Annotated in this window: 14 protein-coding genes; 11 read left to right on the forward strand and 3 right to left on the reverse strand. The window is 39.1% G+C overall.

Going from position 1 to position 19,368, the window contains the following annotated elements; translation table 11 throughout:
- Positions 1-468 precede the first annotated feature (468 nt).
- The 8 genes from pgi (at position 469) to GQR55_RS11015 (ending at position 11,525) form a co-directional block, all read left to right on the forward strand.
- Entirely contained in the window at positions 469-2,115 is a 1,647-nt protein-coding gene (pgi, locus tag GQR55_RS10980) for a glucose-6-phosphate isomerase (protein WP_166420627.1), read from the forward strand.
- Between the two features lie 269 nt (positions 2,116-2,384).
- A complete protein-coding gene (zwf, locus tag GQR55_RS10985) occupies positions 2,385-3,857 on the forward strand; it encodes a glucose-6-phosphate dehydrogenase (RefSeq protein ID WP_166420628.1) in 1,473 nt (490 codons plus the stop codon).
- Positions 3,858-3,859: 2 nt separating this feature from the next.
- Positions 3,860-4,570: a 6-phosphogluconolactonase gene (gene pgl / locus GQR55_RS10990; protein ID WP_166420629.1), complete on the forward strand. Its 711-nt coding sequence runs from the start codon at positions 3,860-3,862 to the stop codon at positions 4,568-4,570.
- A 336-nt stretch (positions 4,571-4,906) separates the two neighbouring features.
- Positions 4,907-5,611 (forward strand): SapC family protein, encoded by a 705-nt coding sequence (locus GQR55_RS10995; protein WP_024591000.1) that lies wholly within the window; start codon positions 4,907-4,909, stop codon positions 5,609-5,611.
- A 127-nt stretch (positions 5,612-5,738) separates the two neighbouring features.
- Positions 5,739-6,770 (forward strand): isoaspartyl peptidase/L-asparaginase, encoded by a 1,032-nt coding sequence (locus GQR55_RS11000; protein WP_166420630.1) that lies wholly within the window; start codon positions 5,739-5,741, stop codon positions 6,768-6,770.
- A gap of 105 nt (positions 6,771-6,875) precedes the next feature.
- Positions 6,876-10,763: an ATP-dependent RNA helicase HrpA gene (hrpA, locus tag GQR55_RS11005; RefSeq protein ID WP_197181512.1), complete on the forward strand. Its 3,888-nt coding sequence runs from the start codon at positions 6,876-6,878 to the stop codon at positions 10,761-10,763.
- A gap of 75 nt (positions 10,764-10,838) precedes the next feature.
- Positions 10,839-11,219, forward strand: a complete 381-nt coding sequence (locus GQR55_RS11010) for a response regulator (RefSeq protein WP_024597850.1) — start codon at positions 10,839-10,841, stop codon at positions 11,217-11,219.
- 9 nt (positions 11,220-11,228) lie between these two features.
- Positions 11,229-11,525, forward strand: a complete 297-nt coding sequence (locus tag GQR55_RS11015; protein WP_007581065.1) for a PilZ domain-containing protein — start codon at positions 11,229-11,231, stop codon at positions 11,523-11,525.
- A 31-nt stretch (positions 11,526-11,556) separates the two neighbouring features.
- Here the strand turns inward: GQR55_RS11015 and GQR55_RS11020 are convergent, their stop codons facing one another.
- Entirely contained in the window at positions 11,557-12,747 is a 1,191-nt protein-coding gene (locus GQR55_RS11020) for a class I SAM-dependent methyltransferase (RefSeq protein ID WP_166420632.1), read from the reverse strand.
- Positions 12,748-12,886: 139 nt separating this feature from the next.
- On the opposite strand from GQR55_RS11020, the gene GQR55_RS11025 reads away from it, so the two are divergent.
- A complete protein-coding gene (locus GQR55_RS11025; RefSeq protein WP_166420633.1) occupies positions 12,887-13,543 on the forward strand; it encodes an HD domain-containing protein in 657 nt (218 codons plus the stop codon).
- Between the two features lies 1 nt (position 13,544).
- Positions 13,545-13,991 carry a VOC family protein gene (locus GQR55_RS11030; protein WP_166420634.1) on the forward strand — a complete coding sequence of 149 codons (447 nt, stop codon included), beginning with the start codon at positions 13,545-13,547 and terminating at the stop codon, positions 13,989-13,991.
- A gap of 22 nt (positions 13,992-14,013) precedes the next feature.
- Here GQR55_RS11030 and GQR55_RS11035 read toward each other — a convergent pair whose 3' ends face one another.
- Together GQR55_RS11035 and GQR55_RS11040 are read right to left on the reverse strand one after the other, a co-directional pair.
- A complete protein-coding gene (locus GQR55_RS11035; protein WP_166420635.1) occupies positions 14,014-15,009 on the reverse strand; it encodes a two-component system response regulator in 996 nt (331 codons plus the stop codon).
- Between the two features lie 3 nt (positions 15,010-15,012).
- A complete protein-coding gene (locus GQR55_RS11040) occupies positions 15,013-18,345 on the reverse strand; it encodes an MHYT domain-containing protein (RefSeq protein WP_166420636.1) in 3,333 nt (1,110 codons plus the stop codon).
- Positions 18,346-18,591: 246 nt separating this feature from the next.
- On the opposite strand from GQR55_RS11040, the gene GQR55_RS11045 reads away from it, so the two are divergent.
- Positions 18,592-19,278: a SprT family zinc-dependent metalloprotease gene (locus GQR55_RS11045; RefSeq protein ID WP_331461455.1), complete on the forward strand. Its 687-nt coding sequence runs from the start codon at positions 18,592-18,594 to the stop codon at positions 19,276-19,278.
- The last annotated feature ends 90 nt before the right edge of the window (positions 19,279-19,368 follow it).

Here is a 19,368-nt window from a genome sequence, read left to right on the forward strand (position 1 = left end):
ACGGCCCAAAAGTAGGACCGTTCGAATTTCAAAAACTCGGTACACCATTAAGTCAAAACATGCTTAACTGAATGGTGTTAGCTTTAGGGCCGATTTTTTGTTTTTAAGGTTTATTTGTTCTAGAGATAAGCAAGCCATAGTAATTAGTGAATAATTATAAAAAGTAATTAGCGGGACTTATGTAGCGGGACATATGAAAATTCATTAATATTTCATTTTTAGGGCTTAATGTTAGCTGGTACCTTTAAAACTGCGGGTAAATTAATTTATAAAATTTTTATGATACCGGTGTCAAAAGCTAAAAATTGCGTTATCATCTGCATCTAAAATTATAAAAACAGCACTTTTTTTGCATTTTTAGTTATACTATTTGCGCTTTAATTTAGTGTAAAAAAGCAATGTTAATATTTTCGCTTTTATAAAAAATATTTTTAAATCAATAGATTGAAAGAATTAGAGGGTATATCCATGTCTAACCGAACGCAACTAGCAAGTTGGCAAGCACTAGAACAAAGTGCAGCTAAGATGAAACAAACACATCTAAAAACGTTATTTGCACAAGATGACACGCGCTTTTCTCAGTTTTCGACTCAAATACCAGGCGTATTATTCGACTATTCTAAGCAACTTATTGATAACGATGTTTTTGCTAACTTAATGTCGCTTGCTAAAGAATGCGATATTGCGTCGTGGCGCGATAAAATGTTTAGCGGTGAAAAAATAAATATCACCGAGGATCGCTCAGTACTACATACGGCACTTCGTAATCGTGCTCACACTCCATTAATCGTTGATGGCGAAAACGTAACACAAGCCGTAGACAACGAATTAGCTAAAATTAAAGTGTTTGTAGAAAAAGTTCGTAGCGGTAAATGGCTAGGCTATACCGGTAAAGCGGTAAAAGATGTTGTAAGCATAGGCGTAGGTGGTTCTAACCTTGGTCCACAAATGGCAACCGAGGCGTTAAAAGCACTTGCTGATGATACGTTAAATGTTCATTACGTATCTAATGCTGACGGCGTACAAATTTCGTCTATATTAAAAGCCATTGACCCTGAAACAACATTATTTGTTATTTCGTCAAAAACATTTACTACCTCAGAAACCATGACAAACGCTAAAACAGCAGTTGATTGGTTTTTACAAACAACAAAAGATGAAAGCACAATTGCTAAACATTTTGTTGCGGTAAGTACAAATTTAGAAAAAACGGCAGCCTTTGGTATCAGCGACGAAAACGTATTCACTATGTGGGATTGGGTTGGCGGTCGCTTTTCACTTTGGAGTGCGATAGGCTTACCAATCGCTTTATATTTAGGCTATGACGCCTTTGAAGCCATTTTAGAAGGTGCCTTTGAAGTAGATGAGCACTTTAAGGCCGCGCCGTTTGAGCAAAATATACCATTAATTATGGCATTACTTAGCGTATGGAACACAAGCTTTTTGGGCTACACAGCTCAAGCTATATTACCGTACGACCAAGCACTGCATATGTTGCCTGCTTATTTACAGCAAGGCGAAATGGAAAGTAACGGTAAGCACGTTAACTTTGCCGGCGAAACAGTACCTTATACAACAGTTCCAATTATTTGGGGCATGACGGGTATTAATGGTCAGCACGCGTTTTATCAGTGTTTACACCAAGGTAATGTAATTGTGCCTGCAGATTTTATTGCATCAGTTAAACCACAAGTGAATGTTGATAAGCATCACGATATTTTATTATCAAACTTCTTTGCACAAACAGAAGCGATGATGAGTGGTGTGGATGCAGAGCAAGTTACCGCTGATTTAACCGCTAAGGGTAAATCGCAAGCAGAAATTGATGAGCTATTAAATCATAAAATTCATCAAGGCAATCGCCCTACAACATCTATGCTATTAGATACAGTAGATGCTAAAACAGTGGGTCGTTTAATTGCACTGTATGAGCATAAGATATTTTGCCAAGGCATTATTTTAGAAATATGTTCGTTTGATCAATGGGGTGTAGAGCTTGGTAAAGGTTTAGCATCTAAAATTGAAAGTGAACTCACTGATGAAAGCGTTAAACACACTCATGATAGTTCGACAAACGGCTTAATGGCGTACTATAAGCAAAACCGTACGCAATAAAAAATTCGCTTACGCAAGTAAGTAAACCGAGTACCTTTGAACGGGTAGCGCTGGAGTGCTTAGGGTCTGTATTTTTGTGAGAGGAGATACAGGGCCCCTAAGGCTCATTTAATAAGCGCAATGATAAAAAATAACAATAAATCATCGATACAGAACAATTCAGCAGGCTTTTATTTAAGTACAGTTATAAAAGCCATCTAATCTAGCAATAAATAGGCATACCCGCGCATTTATAAAATGTACTGGGTATCACAACGTAGAGAGTAACTATGCTTAATCCTTTTGATATTATAATTTTTGGGGGCGGTGGTGATCTTGCGTTACGCAAATTGCTACCTGCAATGTACAGAGCATATCAAGAAGGTAACTTACCTGAAGGCTCACGTATCCTACCAACAGTACGCGAAGAATCTAAACGTGCTGAATACATAGAAACAGCGCATAAAGCATTACAAGAATTTTTAAGCAAAGGCGAGTTTAACGCTAAAGATTGGAAAGCGTTTTCTACTTTTTTAGTGCCAGTGGTAAGTAATGTTACAGAAGCTGACGACAACTGGGATGTGCTAAAAGGCATTTTAGATGAGCACGAAAGCACTAAGTCTCGTGTGTTTTATTTATCGCTTCCGCCTGCTGTTTACGGCACATGTTGTGAAATATTATCAACTAAAGGTTTAATTACCCCTACATCACGTGTTGTTGTTGAAAAGCCAATTGGTTATTGCGGTGATTCTGCTGAAGCAATTAATGGAAAAATTGCAGAGTTTTTTAACGAAGAGCAAATTTTCCGTATTGACCATTACTTAGGTAAAGAAACAGTACAAAACTTAATGGCGCTGCGTTTTTCAAACTCATTGTTTGAAAATATGTGGGATGCTAAATCTATCGATAACATTCAAATTAGCTTATCAGAAACGGTTGGCCTTGAAAGCCGCGCTGGTTTTTACGATAAAGCCGGTGCACTTCGCGACATGGTTCAAAACCACTTATTACAACTACTTTGTTTAGTTGCAATGGAGTCGCCTAATAAGCTTAACGCTAACAGTATTCGTAACGAAAAATTAAAAGTATTAGAAGCACTTCGCCCACTAGTAGGTGGTGATGTTGATGAAAATATTGTGCGTGGTCAATACGTACCAGGTGACTTAAACGGTAAAATTGTACCGGGTTACTTAGAAGAGCTAAACGAAGGGTCTAGTAAAACAGAAACGTTTGTTGCTATTCGTGCACACATTGATAACTGGCGTTGGGCGGGTGTTCCATTTTACCTTCGTACGGGTAAACGTATGGCTAAGCGCTGTGCAGAAATTGTGGTTGAATACAAAAAAGTATCTCACAATATTTACGAAGATAATGTGGGTAACATTGAGCCAAATCGTCTTGTTATTCGCTTGCAGCCGGAGGAAACAATTCAATTAACGCTTATGTCTAAGCGTCTTGATAACCTTCAAATGCAACTTGAACCCGTAACAATGAACATTGAGCTTTCACAAGCTTACAGTAATGGCTTTCACTCAGATGCGTACAAGCGTTTAATGCTTGATGCTGCTGCAAATAACCCATCGTTATTTATTCACCGTGATGAAGTTCGTCAAGCGTGGAAATGGATTGATCCAATTATTGACCGCTGGCAAGACAAAGGCAAACCTGCGCTTTATCGTGCTGGTAGCTGGGGTCCTGATGATGCTGATGAACTATTGGCAGAAAAGAGCCACGTATGGTTTAACACAGGCGATAAGGTATAAGCATGGCAACGATAGTTGAAAAGTTTTTTGACGATAAAGACGCGCTAACCGCTGAGCTTTCTGCAACGCTTGAGCAATCACTACGTGATGGTATTAAAAACGATGGCCGTGCTGTATTAATGGTGTCGGGTGGCTCGTCACCAGCGCCTGCGTATAAGCATTTATCAACGCTTGATTTAGATTGGCAACATGTTGATGTTGCTATGGTTGATGAACGCTGGGTAGAGCCAAGCCATGAAAAAAGTAACGAAGCATTTATTAAAAGCACGTTATTACAAAATTTTGGCAGTGCTGCAAACTTTATAACCATGAAAAACGATGCTGCAACCGCGCAGCAAGGCAGTGAAGTGTGTGAAGCCGCTTACAGTGCGTTAAAAGCGCCATACGATGTAACTATTCTAGGCATGGGCCCAGATGGTCATACAGCGTCGTTATTCCCAAATGCAGAAGGTTTAGAGCACAGTTTAACAACTGAGCAAACAGTATGTGCAATTAATGCGATACAAAGTGATGTGACGGGTAGTATTACTGAGCGAATGACCTTAACGCTAAATGCTATTTCGCAATCTAAAGTGGTTAAGCTTTTAATTAGCGGTGAAGAAAAACTCGCTGTTTATAAGCAAGCAAAAGCGGGCGGCGATGTTAATGACATGCCACTACGTGCTGTACTTAACCACCCAAGTATAAATATTGAAGTATATTGGGCACCTTGATTTAGGTGCTAATTTAACTTTTAAAGGCCGCTTATATAAGCGGTCTTTTTTATTTGCTCAAATTTAAGCCTAAACACGGCAAAAAAACAGTCCTGAACTGTTAACCAATGTTAATGGATAACTTTGGTTTGTATTAAAAACAACCATGAAGTGTGTTGTTTTTGCACAAAATTTATGAGTTTGAGTTGTGTGTTTTTTAGCAACGCTCAGATTTGGTTAGATTTTATTTTTTCATAGTCGTTGTCATAAAAGTTTCCCTTCCTTTTTTTGCCCAAAAGCATTAGCCTAAAGGTATTAACAATGAAACATATAAATTAAAATAAACGGAGCAGTAACATGGCGGAGCAACAAGTACAGCCTTTACACAACGAAAAACATGCCAACACTAAAATTCAAAACGGCATCAATGTAGAATTCATGAAAACTCAACATTTAGTGCCAGTAGTTGCACATGAGTTTGCACGCGTAGCAAACGAGTTTCCAATGTCATTCGTTAAAAATAACGAAAGCGGCACTTTCCAAGCTGTTGCTATGTTTGGCTTAGAGCCAGGCGAAAACCTTTTTGTAGAAGATGGTAAATGGACTGCAGCATTTGCACCTATGGCATCTACTCGTTACCCACTGGGCTTAGTTAAACACCCAGATCAAGATCAATACGGTATCGTAATTGACGAAGCAAGTACGCTTGTTGGTGAAGACGAAGGTAATGCATTATTTGAAAACGGCGAAGAAACAGATTACCTAAAACGTCGTAAAGAAGCGCTTGTATCTTTTATTGAGTTTTCTCAAGTAACTGAAGCGTTCACTAAATTCCTTGCTGATAAAGAACTACTAATAGCGCAAACGCTAACAGTAGACATTAAAGGCGAGAAAAAAGACATCAACGGTATTTACCTTATCGATGAGAAAAAGCTAAACGAGTTAAGCGATGCTGATTTCCTTGAGCTTCGTAAACGCGGTTACCTAGCACCAATTTATTCTTTCTTAACGTCTACTCATCAAGTAGCACGTTTAGCGCGTTTAAAAGCTAAACAAGCTTAATTACAAACACGTAAAATTTAAAAAAGCGCCTAAAGGCGCTTTTTTTATGCCATTAAACTCACTTTAGTTGAAATTAAGCCCGCAACCATTCACATTAGTTTATAACTTTCCCATAAAAGAACTTATTATGAAAACACCATTATTAGCAATTTTTGCAAGCAGCCTTATAGCCTTAAGTAATAGCGCATTCGCTGCAGAGACGCCGTTTGCCATTGCGATTCATGGTGGGGCAGGAACAATTGAGAAAGCACGATTTACACCGGCTCAAGAAAAGCAGTACCGCGCTAAATTAACGCAAGCTGTAGAGACAGGTTATAAAGTATTGCAGCAAGGCGGTGAAAGCTTAGATGCGGTGACAGCGGCCATTACAGTATTAGAGCAATCGCCTTATTTTAATGCAGGGCGCGGAGCGGTATACACTTACGATGGCGGGCATGAACTTGATGCATCTATAATGGATGGTCGAAATCGTGAAGCCGGCGCTGTTGCAGGTGTAAAACATATTGAGAGCCCGATTAAATTAGCACGTTTGGTAATGGATAACTCTGTGCATGTGATGCTTAGCGGCCAAGGCGCTGAGGAGTTTGCTAAAGAGCAGGGCGTTGAACTTATCGAAAATAACTTATTTGATACAGAGCCTCGTTACAAAGCGCTTTTAAAAGCAAAACAAAAATTAGAGAAGGCCAAAGCAACCAGCAAAGAGTATCAAGCCGCGCACAAAGCATTACCTAATAACTATAAAATGGGTACTGTGGGTGCCGTGGCGCTTGATAAAAACGGTAATTTAGCTGCGGGTACATCAACAGGCGGTATGACCGCAAAACGTTATGGCCGTGTCGGTGATGCGCCGGTAATTGGTGCAGGAACATTTGCTGAAAACGAATCGTGTGCTGTATCGGCAACCGGGCATGGCGAGTATTTTATTCGCTATAACGTAGCAAGTGATATTTGTGCGCGGGTTAAATATCAAAATAAAACGATTGAGCAAGCAGGCGATGAAGTTATTAACCAAGTACTTGCGCCGATTGGCGGTACGGGGGGTGTAATTATTGTTGATACGAAGGGGAATATTAGCTTGCCGTTTAATACCTCGGGTATGTATCGCGCGAGTAAATCGAACACACAAGCGACCTATGTAGGTATATTTAACGACGAATAGCCCATAAGTACATATATCTGGGCAGTTATGCGCTTTGTAGGATTAACCCTGAGCATTTAGTTTGATACAATTAATGCTCTATTATTAATTTTATAAGGTATGCGGGTGGTTAACCTAGGTCAGTTGTTTGGCGAGCTAAAAACGTGCTTGAAAAAAGATCAATTTATTTTTAAAAAACGCTTACATGGCGTAAAAAAAATAACCGATGAAAACAAGCATGCCAACGCGCTTGAAAAAATAGCGGCTGATATAACCCGTAGCCAAGAATTACGTGATAAACGCTTAGCGGGCCTTCCTAAAGTGACTTACCCTGAGCAATTGCCAGTAAGTCAAAAAAAGGATGTAATTAAAGACGCCATTGCAAATAACCAAGTGGTTATTATTGCCGGTGAAACAGGCTCTGGTAAAACAACGCAAATACCTAAAATGTGTTTAGAGCTTGGCCGTGGTGTTGATGGCTTAATCGGTCATACGCAACCACGCCGATTAGCTGCGCGAACAGTGGCTAATCGTATTGCTGAAGAAATGAAGTGTGAACTTGGTCAGCAAGTCGGTTTTAAAATTCGTTTTAGCGATCAGGTTTCTAATAATACCTACGTTAAACTAATGACTGACGGTATTTTACTGGCAGAAATTCAGCAAGATCGTTTTTTAAATCAATACGACACCATCATTATTGATGAAGCGCATGAGCGTAGTTTAAACATCGACTTTATTTTAGGTTACTTAAAAAACCTACTTCCAAAACGCCCTGATTTAAAAATAATAATTACGTCTGCGACCATTGATCCTGAACGTTTTTCAAAGCACTTTGATAATGCGCCCATTATAGAAGTATCGGGTCGTACTTTCCCCGTTGATGTGCGTTACAACCCAACGGCCGATATTAATAAAGAAGACATGGAAGCCGAGGGTGATCAGCTGCAAGGTATATTTGATGCGGTTGATGAACTGTGCGCAGAAGGCCCTGGCGACATACTGATATTTTTAAACGGTGAACGTGAAATACGCGATACCGCTGATGCACTTAGCAAGCGTAATTTAAAACACACTGATGTATTGCCACTTTACTCGCGCTTATCTAACGCAGAGCAAAACCGAATTTTTGCACCGCATTCTCGTCGTCATATTATTTTATCGACTAACGTAGCCGAAACATCACTAACCGTGCCGGGTATTCGTTATGTAATCGATCCAGGTACCGCGCGTATAAGCCGTTATAGCTATCGTACAAAAGTGCAGCGCTTGCCAATAGAACCTATATCGCAAGCAAGTGCTAATCAGCGTATGGGTCGTTGTGGGCGTGTTGAAGCGGGTATTTGTATTCGCTTGTACTCTGAAGATGATTTTTTATCGCGCCCAGAGTTTACCGACCCTGAAATACTGCGCACTAACCTTGCGTCTGTTATTTTACAAATGTTGGCGTTAGGCCTTGGTGACATGGCGCAATTTCCGTTTGTGCAAGCGCCAGATAGCCGTAATATAAGCGATGGTTTATCGTTATTAGAAGAACTACAAGCAGTAAAACCAGACAAACGCGATAGCAAAACCAGTTTAACTCAATCGGGTAGAGAGCTTAGCCGATTACCGGTTGACCCTCGTTTAGCTAAAATGGTGCTCACCGCTCACAAACTTGGCGCATTGCGTGAAGTGATTATTATTGTGGCGGCGCTGTCGATTCAAGATCCGCGCGAACGCCCACAAGAAAAACGTGCCGCAGCAAACGAAAAGCATGGGCGCTTTGATGACCCTGATTCAGATTTTATCGCTTTTTTAAATTTATGGAATTACCTAGAAGAGCAGCAAAGCGAGCTAACCAACGGCCAGTTTAGAAAGCTGTGTCAAAAAGACTTTTTGGCCTATATGCGCCTGCGTGAGTGGCAAGATATTGTTTATCAAATAAGTACTGTGTGTAACGAAATGGGCATGAAAGCAACCAGCCAAGCGGCTGATGGCGAACTTGTTCACAAAGCGTTATTAAGCGGAATGCTAAGCCATATAGGCTTTAAAGATGAGAAACAAATATACAAAGGTGCACGTAATAGCCAGTTTCATATTTTTCCGGGTTCAGGCTTATTTAAAAAGAGCCCTAAATGGATAATGTCGGCAGAGCTGGTAGAAACCAGTAAGTTATATGCCCGTACAAATGCAAAAATAGATATTAACTGGGTAGAACCATTAGCACAGCATTTAGTAAAACGTAGCTACACCGAGCCACACTGGGAGAAAAAACCAGGTGCAGTAATCGCGTTTGAACAGCAAACTCTGTATGGCCTACTCGTTGTAAATAAACGCCGCTGTGTTTATAGCAATATTGACCCTAAAGTGAGCCGAGAGCTTTTTGTACGCACCGCATTAGTTGAGCAAGAGCTGGGCTTAAACGAGAGCTTTTTAGCATTTAACCGTGAGCTTATTGAAGATATTCAAGTTCTGGAAAATAAGTCACGTCGTCGTGATATTTTAGTTGATGAGCAAACCTTATTTGAGTTTTACGATAAAAAAATTCCAAAAGAAATTAATAACCGCGCTGCATTTTTAAAATGGTATAAAACGCAAAAGCAACAAAATAAACATTACTTACATATGACCCGTGAAGAGTTAATGCAGCACGGCGCAAGTAATATCACTGAGTTTGATTACCCAGATACATGGCAGCAAGACAATATTATATTGCCGCTTGCTTATCACTTTGATCCCGGACAAGCGGTTGATGGTGTTGCGGTACAAATACCGGTAGCGCTTTTAAATCAAGTGCAAGAAAGTGGTTTTGACTGGCACATACCTGCATTCAGACATGAGCTAATAAGTGGGCTTATAAAGTCATTGCCCAAATCGCTTCGTCGTAATTTTGTGCCAGCACCTAATTATGCGGATGCAGTGCTTGCAGCTATTGAGCCAATGCAAGGTGGTTTAATTGATGCCTTAGCCACGCGTTTACTAAGAATGACGGGTGTAAGAGTTGATGCAGAAGCTTGGGATTTAACCGCACTTGCACCGCATTTACGATTGCAGTTTGAAGTACGTGATGAGCACGATAAGTTACTTGCTCGTGGACTTGATTTGGCAAAACTAAAAGCAGAGCTGCAAGGTGAAGTCACCGAAACGCTGTCTAAAGTAGCCGATAAAGGCATTGAAAAATCTGACCTAACACAATGGGACTTTGGTGAATTACCCGCTTCTTATGTGAAAAAACAAGGTCAATACGAAATAAAAGCATACCCTGCGCTGGTGGATAAAAAATCAGCTGCTGCAGTGGAGCTTTTTGATAGTGAAGCAAAAGCGCAGCAAGCACATCAACAAGGTTTGCGCCGTTTAGTATTGTTAAATGTGCCGTCGCCAATTAAGTACTTACAACAAAATTTACCGAATAAAGCAAAGCTGGGTTTGTACTTTAACCCATTTGGTAAAATAGCCGATTTAATTGATGACTGTATAGCGGCAGGCGTTGATAGCTTATTAGTGAAACATGGCGATATACGCGATGAAAAAGCATTTGAAACAGTAAAAGAGCAAATACGTGGTGAGTTAGGTGATGCGGTTGTATCTATTGCAACGCAAGTTGAGCAAGTATTAAGTATTGCTCATGCACTTCATAAAAAAATGAAAGGGCGAGTAGATTTAACCATGATCACCGCACACGGCGATATAAAATCACAGCTTGAGTCACTTATATTTAAAGGTTTTGTGAGCGCGCATGGCGCAGATAAAATAACGGATTTAATTCGTTATTTAAAAGCGATTCAAAAACGCTTAGAAAAACTGCCTGTAGATCCAAATCGTGATAGGTTATGCGTACTAGAGCTCGATAAAGTTGCTCAAGAGTACAAAAAAGTAGTTAATAAAACGCCTAAGGGCTTGCCTATCCCACAAGAGGTGACTGCTATTTTTTGGATGCAACAAGAGCTTAGAGTGTCTTTATTTGCTCAAACACTTGGCACGCCTTACCCAATTTCGGCTAAGCGAGTACTTAATGCGATAAAAGAGATAGAATAAAACTTGCATTTTCTATTAAGCTTAGTACCTTAATAGGAGGATTTATTTTTGTTTTGAAAAGGAAGCGACATAGTTATGTCCTCATCGATTGAACATAAAACAAAGCGACTTTTAGTGGTGGATGATGAGTATTTTAATTTTGAAATGCTTAAAGCTGCACTGGCGTCGAAATTTGATGTTAGTTATGCAGATTCAGGGCAAAGTTGCCTTGCTTCGGCAATTGCGAGTCCGCCAGATATAATTTTGCTTGATGTTTGTATGCCTGGTCTTGATGGTTATGATACATGCCGAATGCTTAAGCACACACCTGAGACAAAAAATATTCCTGTTGTTATGGTATCGGGCCTAGAGTCCCCATCTGAAAAACAAGCAGGATTTGATGCTGGTTGTAATGCGTATGTTGTAAAGCCATTTTCAGTGGGTGCTTTGTTGGAAGAAATTAACACGGTTGTTTAGAGGTAACGTATGTTTACTGATGATAAGCGAAATTTTAGACGTATGCAGATCAATACACCTGCAAATTTAACGACAATAGAACCTATAGCGGGTTTAAGTTTTGCCGCAGAATGCGTGGATTTAAGTGCTACAGGTTTATCAATTCATTTAGATGAATTACTTGAACCTAATACTTTACTAACGGTAAACATTGATTCGACTCACCCAAGTATTGCGCCTTTAAATGCAACAGCAAAAGTAATACGTGCCAGCAAAGAAGATGATGGCACGGTAACCGCAGGTCTTGAAATCATTCAGTTTAACTAAGTCGAATCCAGTTAAACTGAATGATTAGATATTAAAAGACCTTACAGATTAAGCCTTTTAAATAAAAGCCTTCAGGGTAGCTGCCAGCAATTGGGTGATCGGCTGCCTGGTTTAATCGCTCCATTATAAGTAGGTCTTTACCTGCATCAAGTGCTGCATCGGCGACTACTTTTTGAAACAAGTTTTGTTCCATTAAACCAGAGCATGAGAATGTTAGTAACGTTCCACCTGGCTTTAGTATTTGCATAGCAATCATGTTGATATCTTTATAACCACGGCACGCACCTGTTAGCTGCGCTTTATTGTCAGCAAACTTTGGTGGATCCATTACGATAGTATCGAACTGTCTGCCTTCGTCGCGGTACTGACGTAGTAACTTAAATACGTCCTGCTTAACAAAACTTACTTTATCTAAATCTAAGTTGTTGTGCTCAACATTACGTTTTGCTGTATCTAAAGCGGGTTGCGATACATCTACGTTAGTTACATGCTCACATCCACCACGTAGGGCGTACAACGAAAATGTACCTGTATAACTAAAACAGTTAAGCACCGTTTTACCCTTTGAAAAACGCTCAAGTGCGGCGCGGCTATCGCGTTGATCTAAGTAAAAACCTGTTTTATGTCCGTCAATTATATCGACTTCAATTTTAAAACCGTTTTCTTCAATCAGTACCGGCTGTGTCGGTTCATTACCCCAAAGAGCGCCTTTTATTGGCTCTAAGCCTTCTTTAGTACGTACTTCTACGTCTGAACGCTCGTATATGCTACTCCCCGGGAAAATAGACATTAATGCGCCTACAATCTCGCCTTTATGACGCTCGGCACCCGCACTTAATAGCTGACATACTAATACGTTATCAAACTTGTCGATTGTAACGCCTGGTAAGTAATCAGATTCAGCAGCACATAATCTAAAGCCCGTTAACCCGCCTTCTTCAATTACTTGGCTACGTGCTTCTAATGAGCGACGTAAACGGCGTTCAAAGAAGTTTTGATCGATGATTTCTTTTTCATCAAAGCTCCAAACACGTGCGCGAATTTGTGAATGAGGGCTATAAGCAGCAGTTGCTAAAAATTTACCTTCACTGTCGTGGATCGTTACTGTGTCGCCTAATCCTGGTTTACCTTTAATTTTTTTGATGGCTTTTGAAAATAACCAAGGGTGTTTTCTTTTTAATGATTTATCGCGACCAGCTTGTAGGTAAACGGCAGATGACATAGGGCTTCTCAGTAGTAATAAATAAGCGCTGTATTTTAGTCAAGCAAGGCTCAACATACAATGAATGTTTTGCAAGGGGAGCATAAAGCACGGTAAAGTACGGATAATTCATCCATTCATTAGATTTTGGAACCTAATAGTGCCTGACGCCGTTTTAAGCCCCGATTTAGAAATACTTAATTCACAATGTAGAGAATTTATAACCTCTTTGGTGTGTGCCGATGTAGTTCACGATATTACCCACATAGAACGCGTGGTACGCGTTGCAATACAGTTATGTAATGCAGAGCAGGCAAACATGTCGGTAGTATTACCGGCAGCGTGGATGCACGACTGTGTGGCAGTCGCTAAAAACCACCCCGACCGTGCAAAAGCCTCGACCATGGCGGCAGATAAGGCATTAAAGTTTTTAAAATCTATTCATTATGACGAGTCACTTTTTGATAAGATTCATCATGCTATTGCAGCGCACAGCTTCAGCGCAAATATAAAAATTAAAACAGTTGAGGCACAAATAGTACAAGATGCCGACAGAATGGATGCATTGGGTGCCATTGGCGTGAGCCGATGTATGAAAGTAGGCGGCTCGATTAGTCGTTTATTGTATAACCCAGAAGACCCTTTTTGTATTGAACGCGAGGCTGATGATAAAACATACACGCTTGACCACTTTTTTATAAAATTATTACATATTGCCGATAGTATGAATACGCCATCAGCTAAAGCAGAGGCGAATAGACGTACAACATATATGCGTGAGTTTTTAGAGCAATTAAAGTCAGAAATTGGTGAGTAACGTGAATAATACAAACATACCTAAATTATCGGGGATTGATCATTGCCATTTAAATGTTGATAACTTATCGAATGCCGTTAAGTGGTATGAACGTGTTTTAGGTTTTAGTGTAGTACCCGAACTTGCATTTTGGGATGAGCAAGGTCGAGGCCCTCTAACCCTTGAAGACGCTAGTTCAACCACGCGTTTAGCACTTTTTGAAGGCGAAGGACGTAGCAAAGGAATTGCATTTTTAGCCACGGGGGAGCAATTTATACAGTGGCTAAATCACCTTGAGAGTTTAAACATAAAAGCAGTGCTAGCGGATCATGGTGTAACGTTTTCTATGTACTTTAAAGATGAAAGCGGTAATAGCCATGAAATTACCTCACATGACTACAGCTATATTAAGTGTATTTATAACGATGTGAAGCTTGGGTCGCACGCTAGTAAAAAACGTACTGATTAAATGAACACTAAACATTAATTGCTTAGTGTTGTTCCTGGTGCGCTTCTTTAATCGCAATAATATCGTCAATTTTCTCTATAAACAATTCAACTAATTTAGGGTCAAAATGTTCACCGGCTTGTGATTGTATATGTTGAATTGTTTTTTCAACACTCCAAGCTTCTTTGTAAGGACGCTTTGAAGTAAGTGCATCAAATACGTCAGCTATAGCTACAATTCTACCTTCAATTGATATATCTTCGCCTTTAATTCCATTAGGGTAGCCTGTGCCATCCCACTTTTCATGGTGCTCAATAGCAAGTGTATGAGCGAGTTGTAACAATGGTGACGAGGAGTTTGCTAATATTTGCGCGCCAATTATGGCGTGCTGTTTCATATGATCAAACTCTTCAGAAGTTAACTTTCCAGGCTTGAGTAAAATGGCATCTGGGATACCTATTTTTCCTACATCGTGCATTGGCGCGGCTTGATGTAAAAGCTCTGCTCTTTGCTCATCCATACCTAGTGCTAACGCTAATACTTTACTGTATTGGCTCATACGCACTATATGCTCGCCAGTATCAGTATCTTTATATTCAGCAGCACGACCTAAGCGTTGTACTAAATCTACATGAGCTTGTTTTAATTGCTCTGCCTGCACTAGCGACAAGTGAGTTTTAACTCTAGCTCTTACAATAGCAGGGCTTATTGGCTTAGTAATATAATCTACGGCACCTAACTCAAAACCTTTATATTCATCGCTTTCATCGCCAAGCGCAGTAACAAATATAATGGGGATATGTGATGTTTTAGGGTTAGCTTTAACTATTTGACAGACTTCAAAACCATTCATATCTGGCATCATTATGTCGAGTAAAATTAGCTTTGGTAATTCTTTTTCAAGTAATGCCAGTGCAGCGTCACCCGATTTAGCAAACGACATACGATATTGATTACCTAACACTTCGCGCATTACTTTTAGATTTGCAGGCTCATCGTCAACAATTAATACTCGTGGTCTATCTGACGTAAAGTCCATTAATTAATACTCATTATTTGTTAGTTTTTCAAGTAAGGTTTTTAGTATTACGTGTGCTTTATCAAAATCAAATTCATCAAAGGCCTCGGTTATATTATCAACTTCATTTTTATAGATAGAAGGTGTGCCGCGTTGCAGTTTTGCTAGTAGTTCATCATTTAATTCTGCATTTTGTGCATCTTGATAAAGTGTTTCACACAATGACTTAATTTCATCGATTGATAGCGTGTCTGAACTATTATCTTCAGAGTTACTATTTGGCTTATCGCAGGTATTTGATGACAGCAGTTGTGAGATGATAAGTAACTCGCTTTTTATATCGTCTAAAGTACCAATAACTTTAGCGTCACTTTGCTTTTGCTCTAAATCGGTTAATAACTTCATTAATGTTATTAGACCTAAGTTACCAGCAACACCTTTGAGTGTGTGAATGGTGCTATCGACATCTTTTATGTTTGATAATTTATCATTAAAGAGTGTCTCGAACCGCTTATTACTATCACTAATAAATTTAGTAATCTCGGTAAGCTGCTTACATTTAGAGCCCCAGAGAGCGAGCCCTTTTTCAAAATCTATGTGCTGCGCTTTAGGATCGCTTTGCGATATAACCATTTCTTTTGCAATACCAAGGCCAAGTACTTGTGCTATTTCTTGGTTTAACTGATTTATATCAATGGGTTTATTTGCAAAGCCATTCATGCCTGCTTTTTTAGCTGTGAGTTTATCTTGCTGTAATACACTGGCTGTAAGCGCAATAATTGGCGTGTATTTAATTTGTCTTTGGTTTTCTATTGCTCTTATTTTTTGTGTTGCTTGTATGCCATCACACAATGGCATATGGATATCCATTAAAATGACATCAAAATCTTGTTCTTTAAATATTTTAATCGCTTCAAGTCCGTTTGATGCCTTGGTAACTGCATGCTGATCGCGTGACAGGAGTAAAGAAAGCAGTTCTGTATTTTGCTCAATATCGTCAACTACTAACACTCTAAGAGCGGGTAATTGAGTGTGTAGGCCATCAAAATGATCTATTTTAGTTTCGTCGCCTAAAGTAAGCGGCAATGAAAAGTAAAAGCAGGTGCCTTTACCTAGTTCACTTACTAAGTTTATTGTTCCACCCATAAGCTCTACAAGTTGTTTACTTATGGTTGTACCAAGGCCTGTTCCACCAAAGCGGCGCGTAGTAGTGCCATCGGCTTGCTCAAAAGGTTGAAATACAGCTTGAATGCGATCTTTGGCAATGCCAATACCGGTATCTTGTACTTCAAAAAACAGATGCTGATTTTGCGTCACGCCAACGGTTACGGTAACAGAGCCTTTTTCGGTAAACTTAATAGCGTTACCAATTAAATTAGTAAGTACTTGCCTGAGTCGATCTGGGTCGCCGTAGTACGTCGCACTTACTGATTCTTTAATATGAAGTTTAAGTTCTAAATCTTTCTTTTTAGCTTCTAGCCAAAAAGTAGAAATAATACTGTCTATCACTGGTTTTAAGCTAAAGTGTATTGGCTCAATAGTGAGCTTGCCGCGTTCTAGTTTTGCAGAGTCGAGAATTTCATTTAACAATCTCAGTAATGATCGAGCTGCATTATTTACGGTCACTAAATGTTTTTGTTGTTCTTGATCGAGTGGAGTGTCCATTAACAGGTCGCTAAAACCTATTATAGAGTTCATAGGTGTGCGTATTTCATGGCTCATATTAGCCATAAAAGATTGCTTTGCATGAGCGGCTTCTTCAGCTTTAAATTTAGCTTGCTCTAGTTTTTCTTCATATTCTTTGCGTTCTGTAATATCAACTAAAACACCATCAATCCACTTTGCTTGGCCTTGGGGGTCAAAGTCGATACTGCCTTTATCTAAAAGCCATAAGATTTTACCATTTCTATGGCGAATCCTGTATTCGATTGAATACTGACGTTTTTCATCTATTGCTTTGGTTACGGCATCTACAATAGGCTGCTGATCTGATTTTAAAATCAGATCGTTAAATTCAATACAATGTTCAGTAAATTCATTTGGATTATAACCCGTTAACTCGTTGATGCTCGGGCTGATAAAAAGCATGGTCCAGTTATCATCAAACTTACACCTAAAAGCCACACCTGGCATGTTATCCATTAAAGAGCGGTATTTTTGTTCTTTTTCTTCAAGGCTTTTTTGTAAAGCTCGCTGCTCTGATAAGTCTGTAATGAAGCCAACGTATAGAGGGTTTTGCCCTGGCTGATTAACTTCTCCAATCCCCAAGCGAATCGGGAATAAGTGGCCATTCTTATGCTTTGCAAAAATTTCACGGTTAACACCGATTACTTTGCCTAAATCAATATTTTTAGCTTTAGAAAGGTAGCTATCGTGATGCATCGCGATAGCATCATCCATTAGCATTTTAATATTATGATTTTGTACTTCATTTTCACGCCAGCCAAAAATTTTACTGGCTGATTCGTTAAAACTTAAAATAATGCCTGTATGATCAATCGTTACAATTCCATCAATGGCAGTGCCTAAAATTGCGTTTAAGCGAGACTCGTCTGCTGACTTTTCTTCGAGCAACATACGGTATCGAACCATGCCATTTATAACTGCAACAATACTCGTGATTGCAATTGTTGCAGTTGCTACAGCAATAGCTACAAAGGTGAGGCCTGCATTAGCATTTACATCATCGTAAATGAGTGGAGAAGTTGCTACAAATCGTGTTGCAACCATTCCCATATAATGCATGCCAGCAACTGCTAATCCAAGAATTGTTGCGCTGATTAAATTATTTTGCAGCGGTGTTAGGCCTGGTAAAACACGTTCAAGATTAAAGCGACTGTACAAAGCAATAAAAGAAAGAACAACGGCAACTATAATTGATAAACCAAATGTGAGAGGGTCGTACCGAAGAAGTGGAGCAAGCTCCATTGCGGCCATACCACTGTAATGCATAGTGCCAATACCAGCGCCAAGTAGCACGGAACAAATAGATAATACTTTTAAGTTACCATTACTGTTCACCAGCATCGATATTGCATACTGACAAGCAAAAAATGCGGGTAAAAAAGACAGCAGTGTAATGGTTGGATCGTAACTAATGTTGGTACACAATGAAAACGCGAGCATACCGATAAAATGCATACTCCAAATGCCGGCTGAAAAAACAGTCGCTGCGGTCATATTTGCTATACGTTGATAACCAGGGAACTCAGTTTCTTTTGCTAAATCGATAAGGCGAGTCGTAAAAAAAGCTGCAAAAATAGCAATCAGGATAGACATTGAAACTAAAACAGGATCATAAACGCCATTAATAATTAAGCTTGGGTCTTGGTCAGTAATGAAAAAAGCTGATAACATAATGGCTCAAAATATAGTCTTTATTGCACAAGTTTAATCTAATTTACTAATAAATAAACTGTTAATTAAGTTAACCGTCTAAAATAATGTCTTTATAACTTTATACTACCTTTTAATCAGCAATTATTGTTTTTCTAAATCTGTTTTTTTGTTTTAATATCACACATTTTATAATGTTAAGTTTTAATACGCCTGTTTTTAGCCTACGCAGGGTTGAGTTATAATAAAAAGTTTATGAGAAATTGAGTGTTTGAATATAAGTTAAAGAAAAGTGTTAGACGCAAAACAGTTGCTATAAAAGTACACAATCAAAATGTGACTGTGTATGCCCCACATTTTGTCGCAAAAAAGCACATTGACACTTGGTTATTTGACAAACAAGAGTGGGTTGCAGAGCAATTAAAAAAGCAATTTTTAATTGAGGACACTAAGCAATATCCTTTCGAGTCTAAAAAAATCAGTATTTTTTCAGAAACTATTTATTTGAAACTGGACTCAGGTCAAGATTCCAAAGTAACCCAATATGATAACCATTTACTCATTACAATATCCCCTCGAGTTAAAAACACTTCTCAAAAGTATCAACAGCTATTAGAGGCTTATCTAAAAGAGCAGCTTATTGCTTATATAGAAATGCGTTTAGCGTATTTTTGCACTCAGATGAATGAAGAGCTACCGGACGATCTAAAAATAGGGGTTTATAAGCGAAAGTGGGGGAGTTGTAATAGTAAGCGAGAACTCACTTTTAATTTGCATCTTATCGGTGCTCCTTATCATGCGATAGATTATGTGATTGTTCATGAACTTGCTCATCTAAAGTATTTGAACCATAGCAAAGCTTTTTGGCAACGAGTAGAGGCGTTTTTCCCCGATTACAAAGCATCCTCTAATTGGTTAAAACAAAATGGTATGAGTTTGCAGTGGGTGTTTTGATACTGCTGAATATAGGAATATAGGAATATAGGAATATAGGAATATAGGAATATAGGAATATAGGAATATAGGAATATAGGAATATAGGAA

This window comes from Pseudoalteromonas sp. Z1A8, assembly GCF_011378855.1.
GTDB lineage: Bacteria > Pseudomonadota > Gammaproteobacteria > Enterobacterales > Alteromonadaceae > Pseudoalteromonas.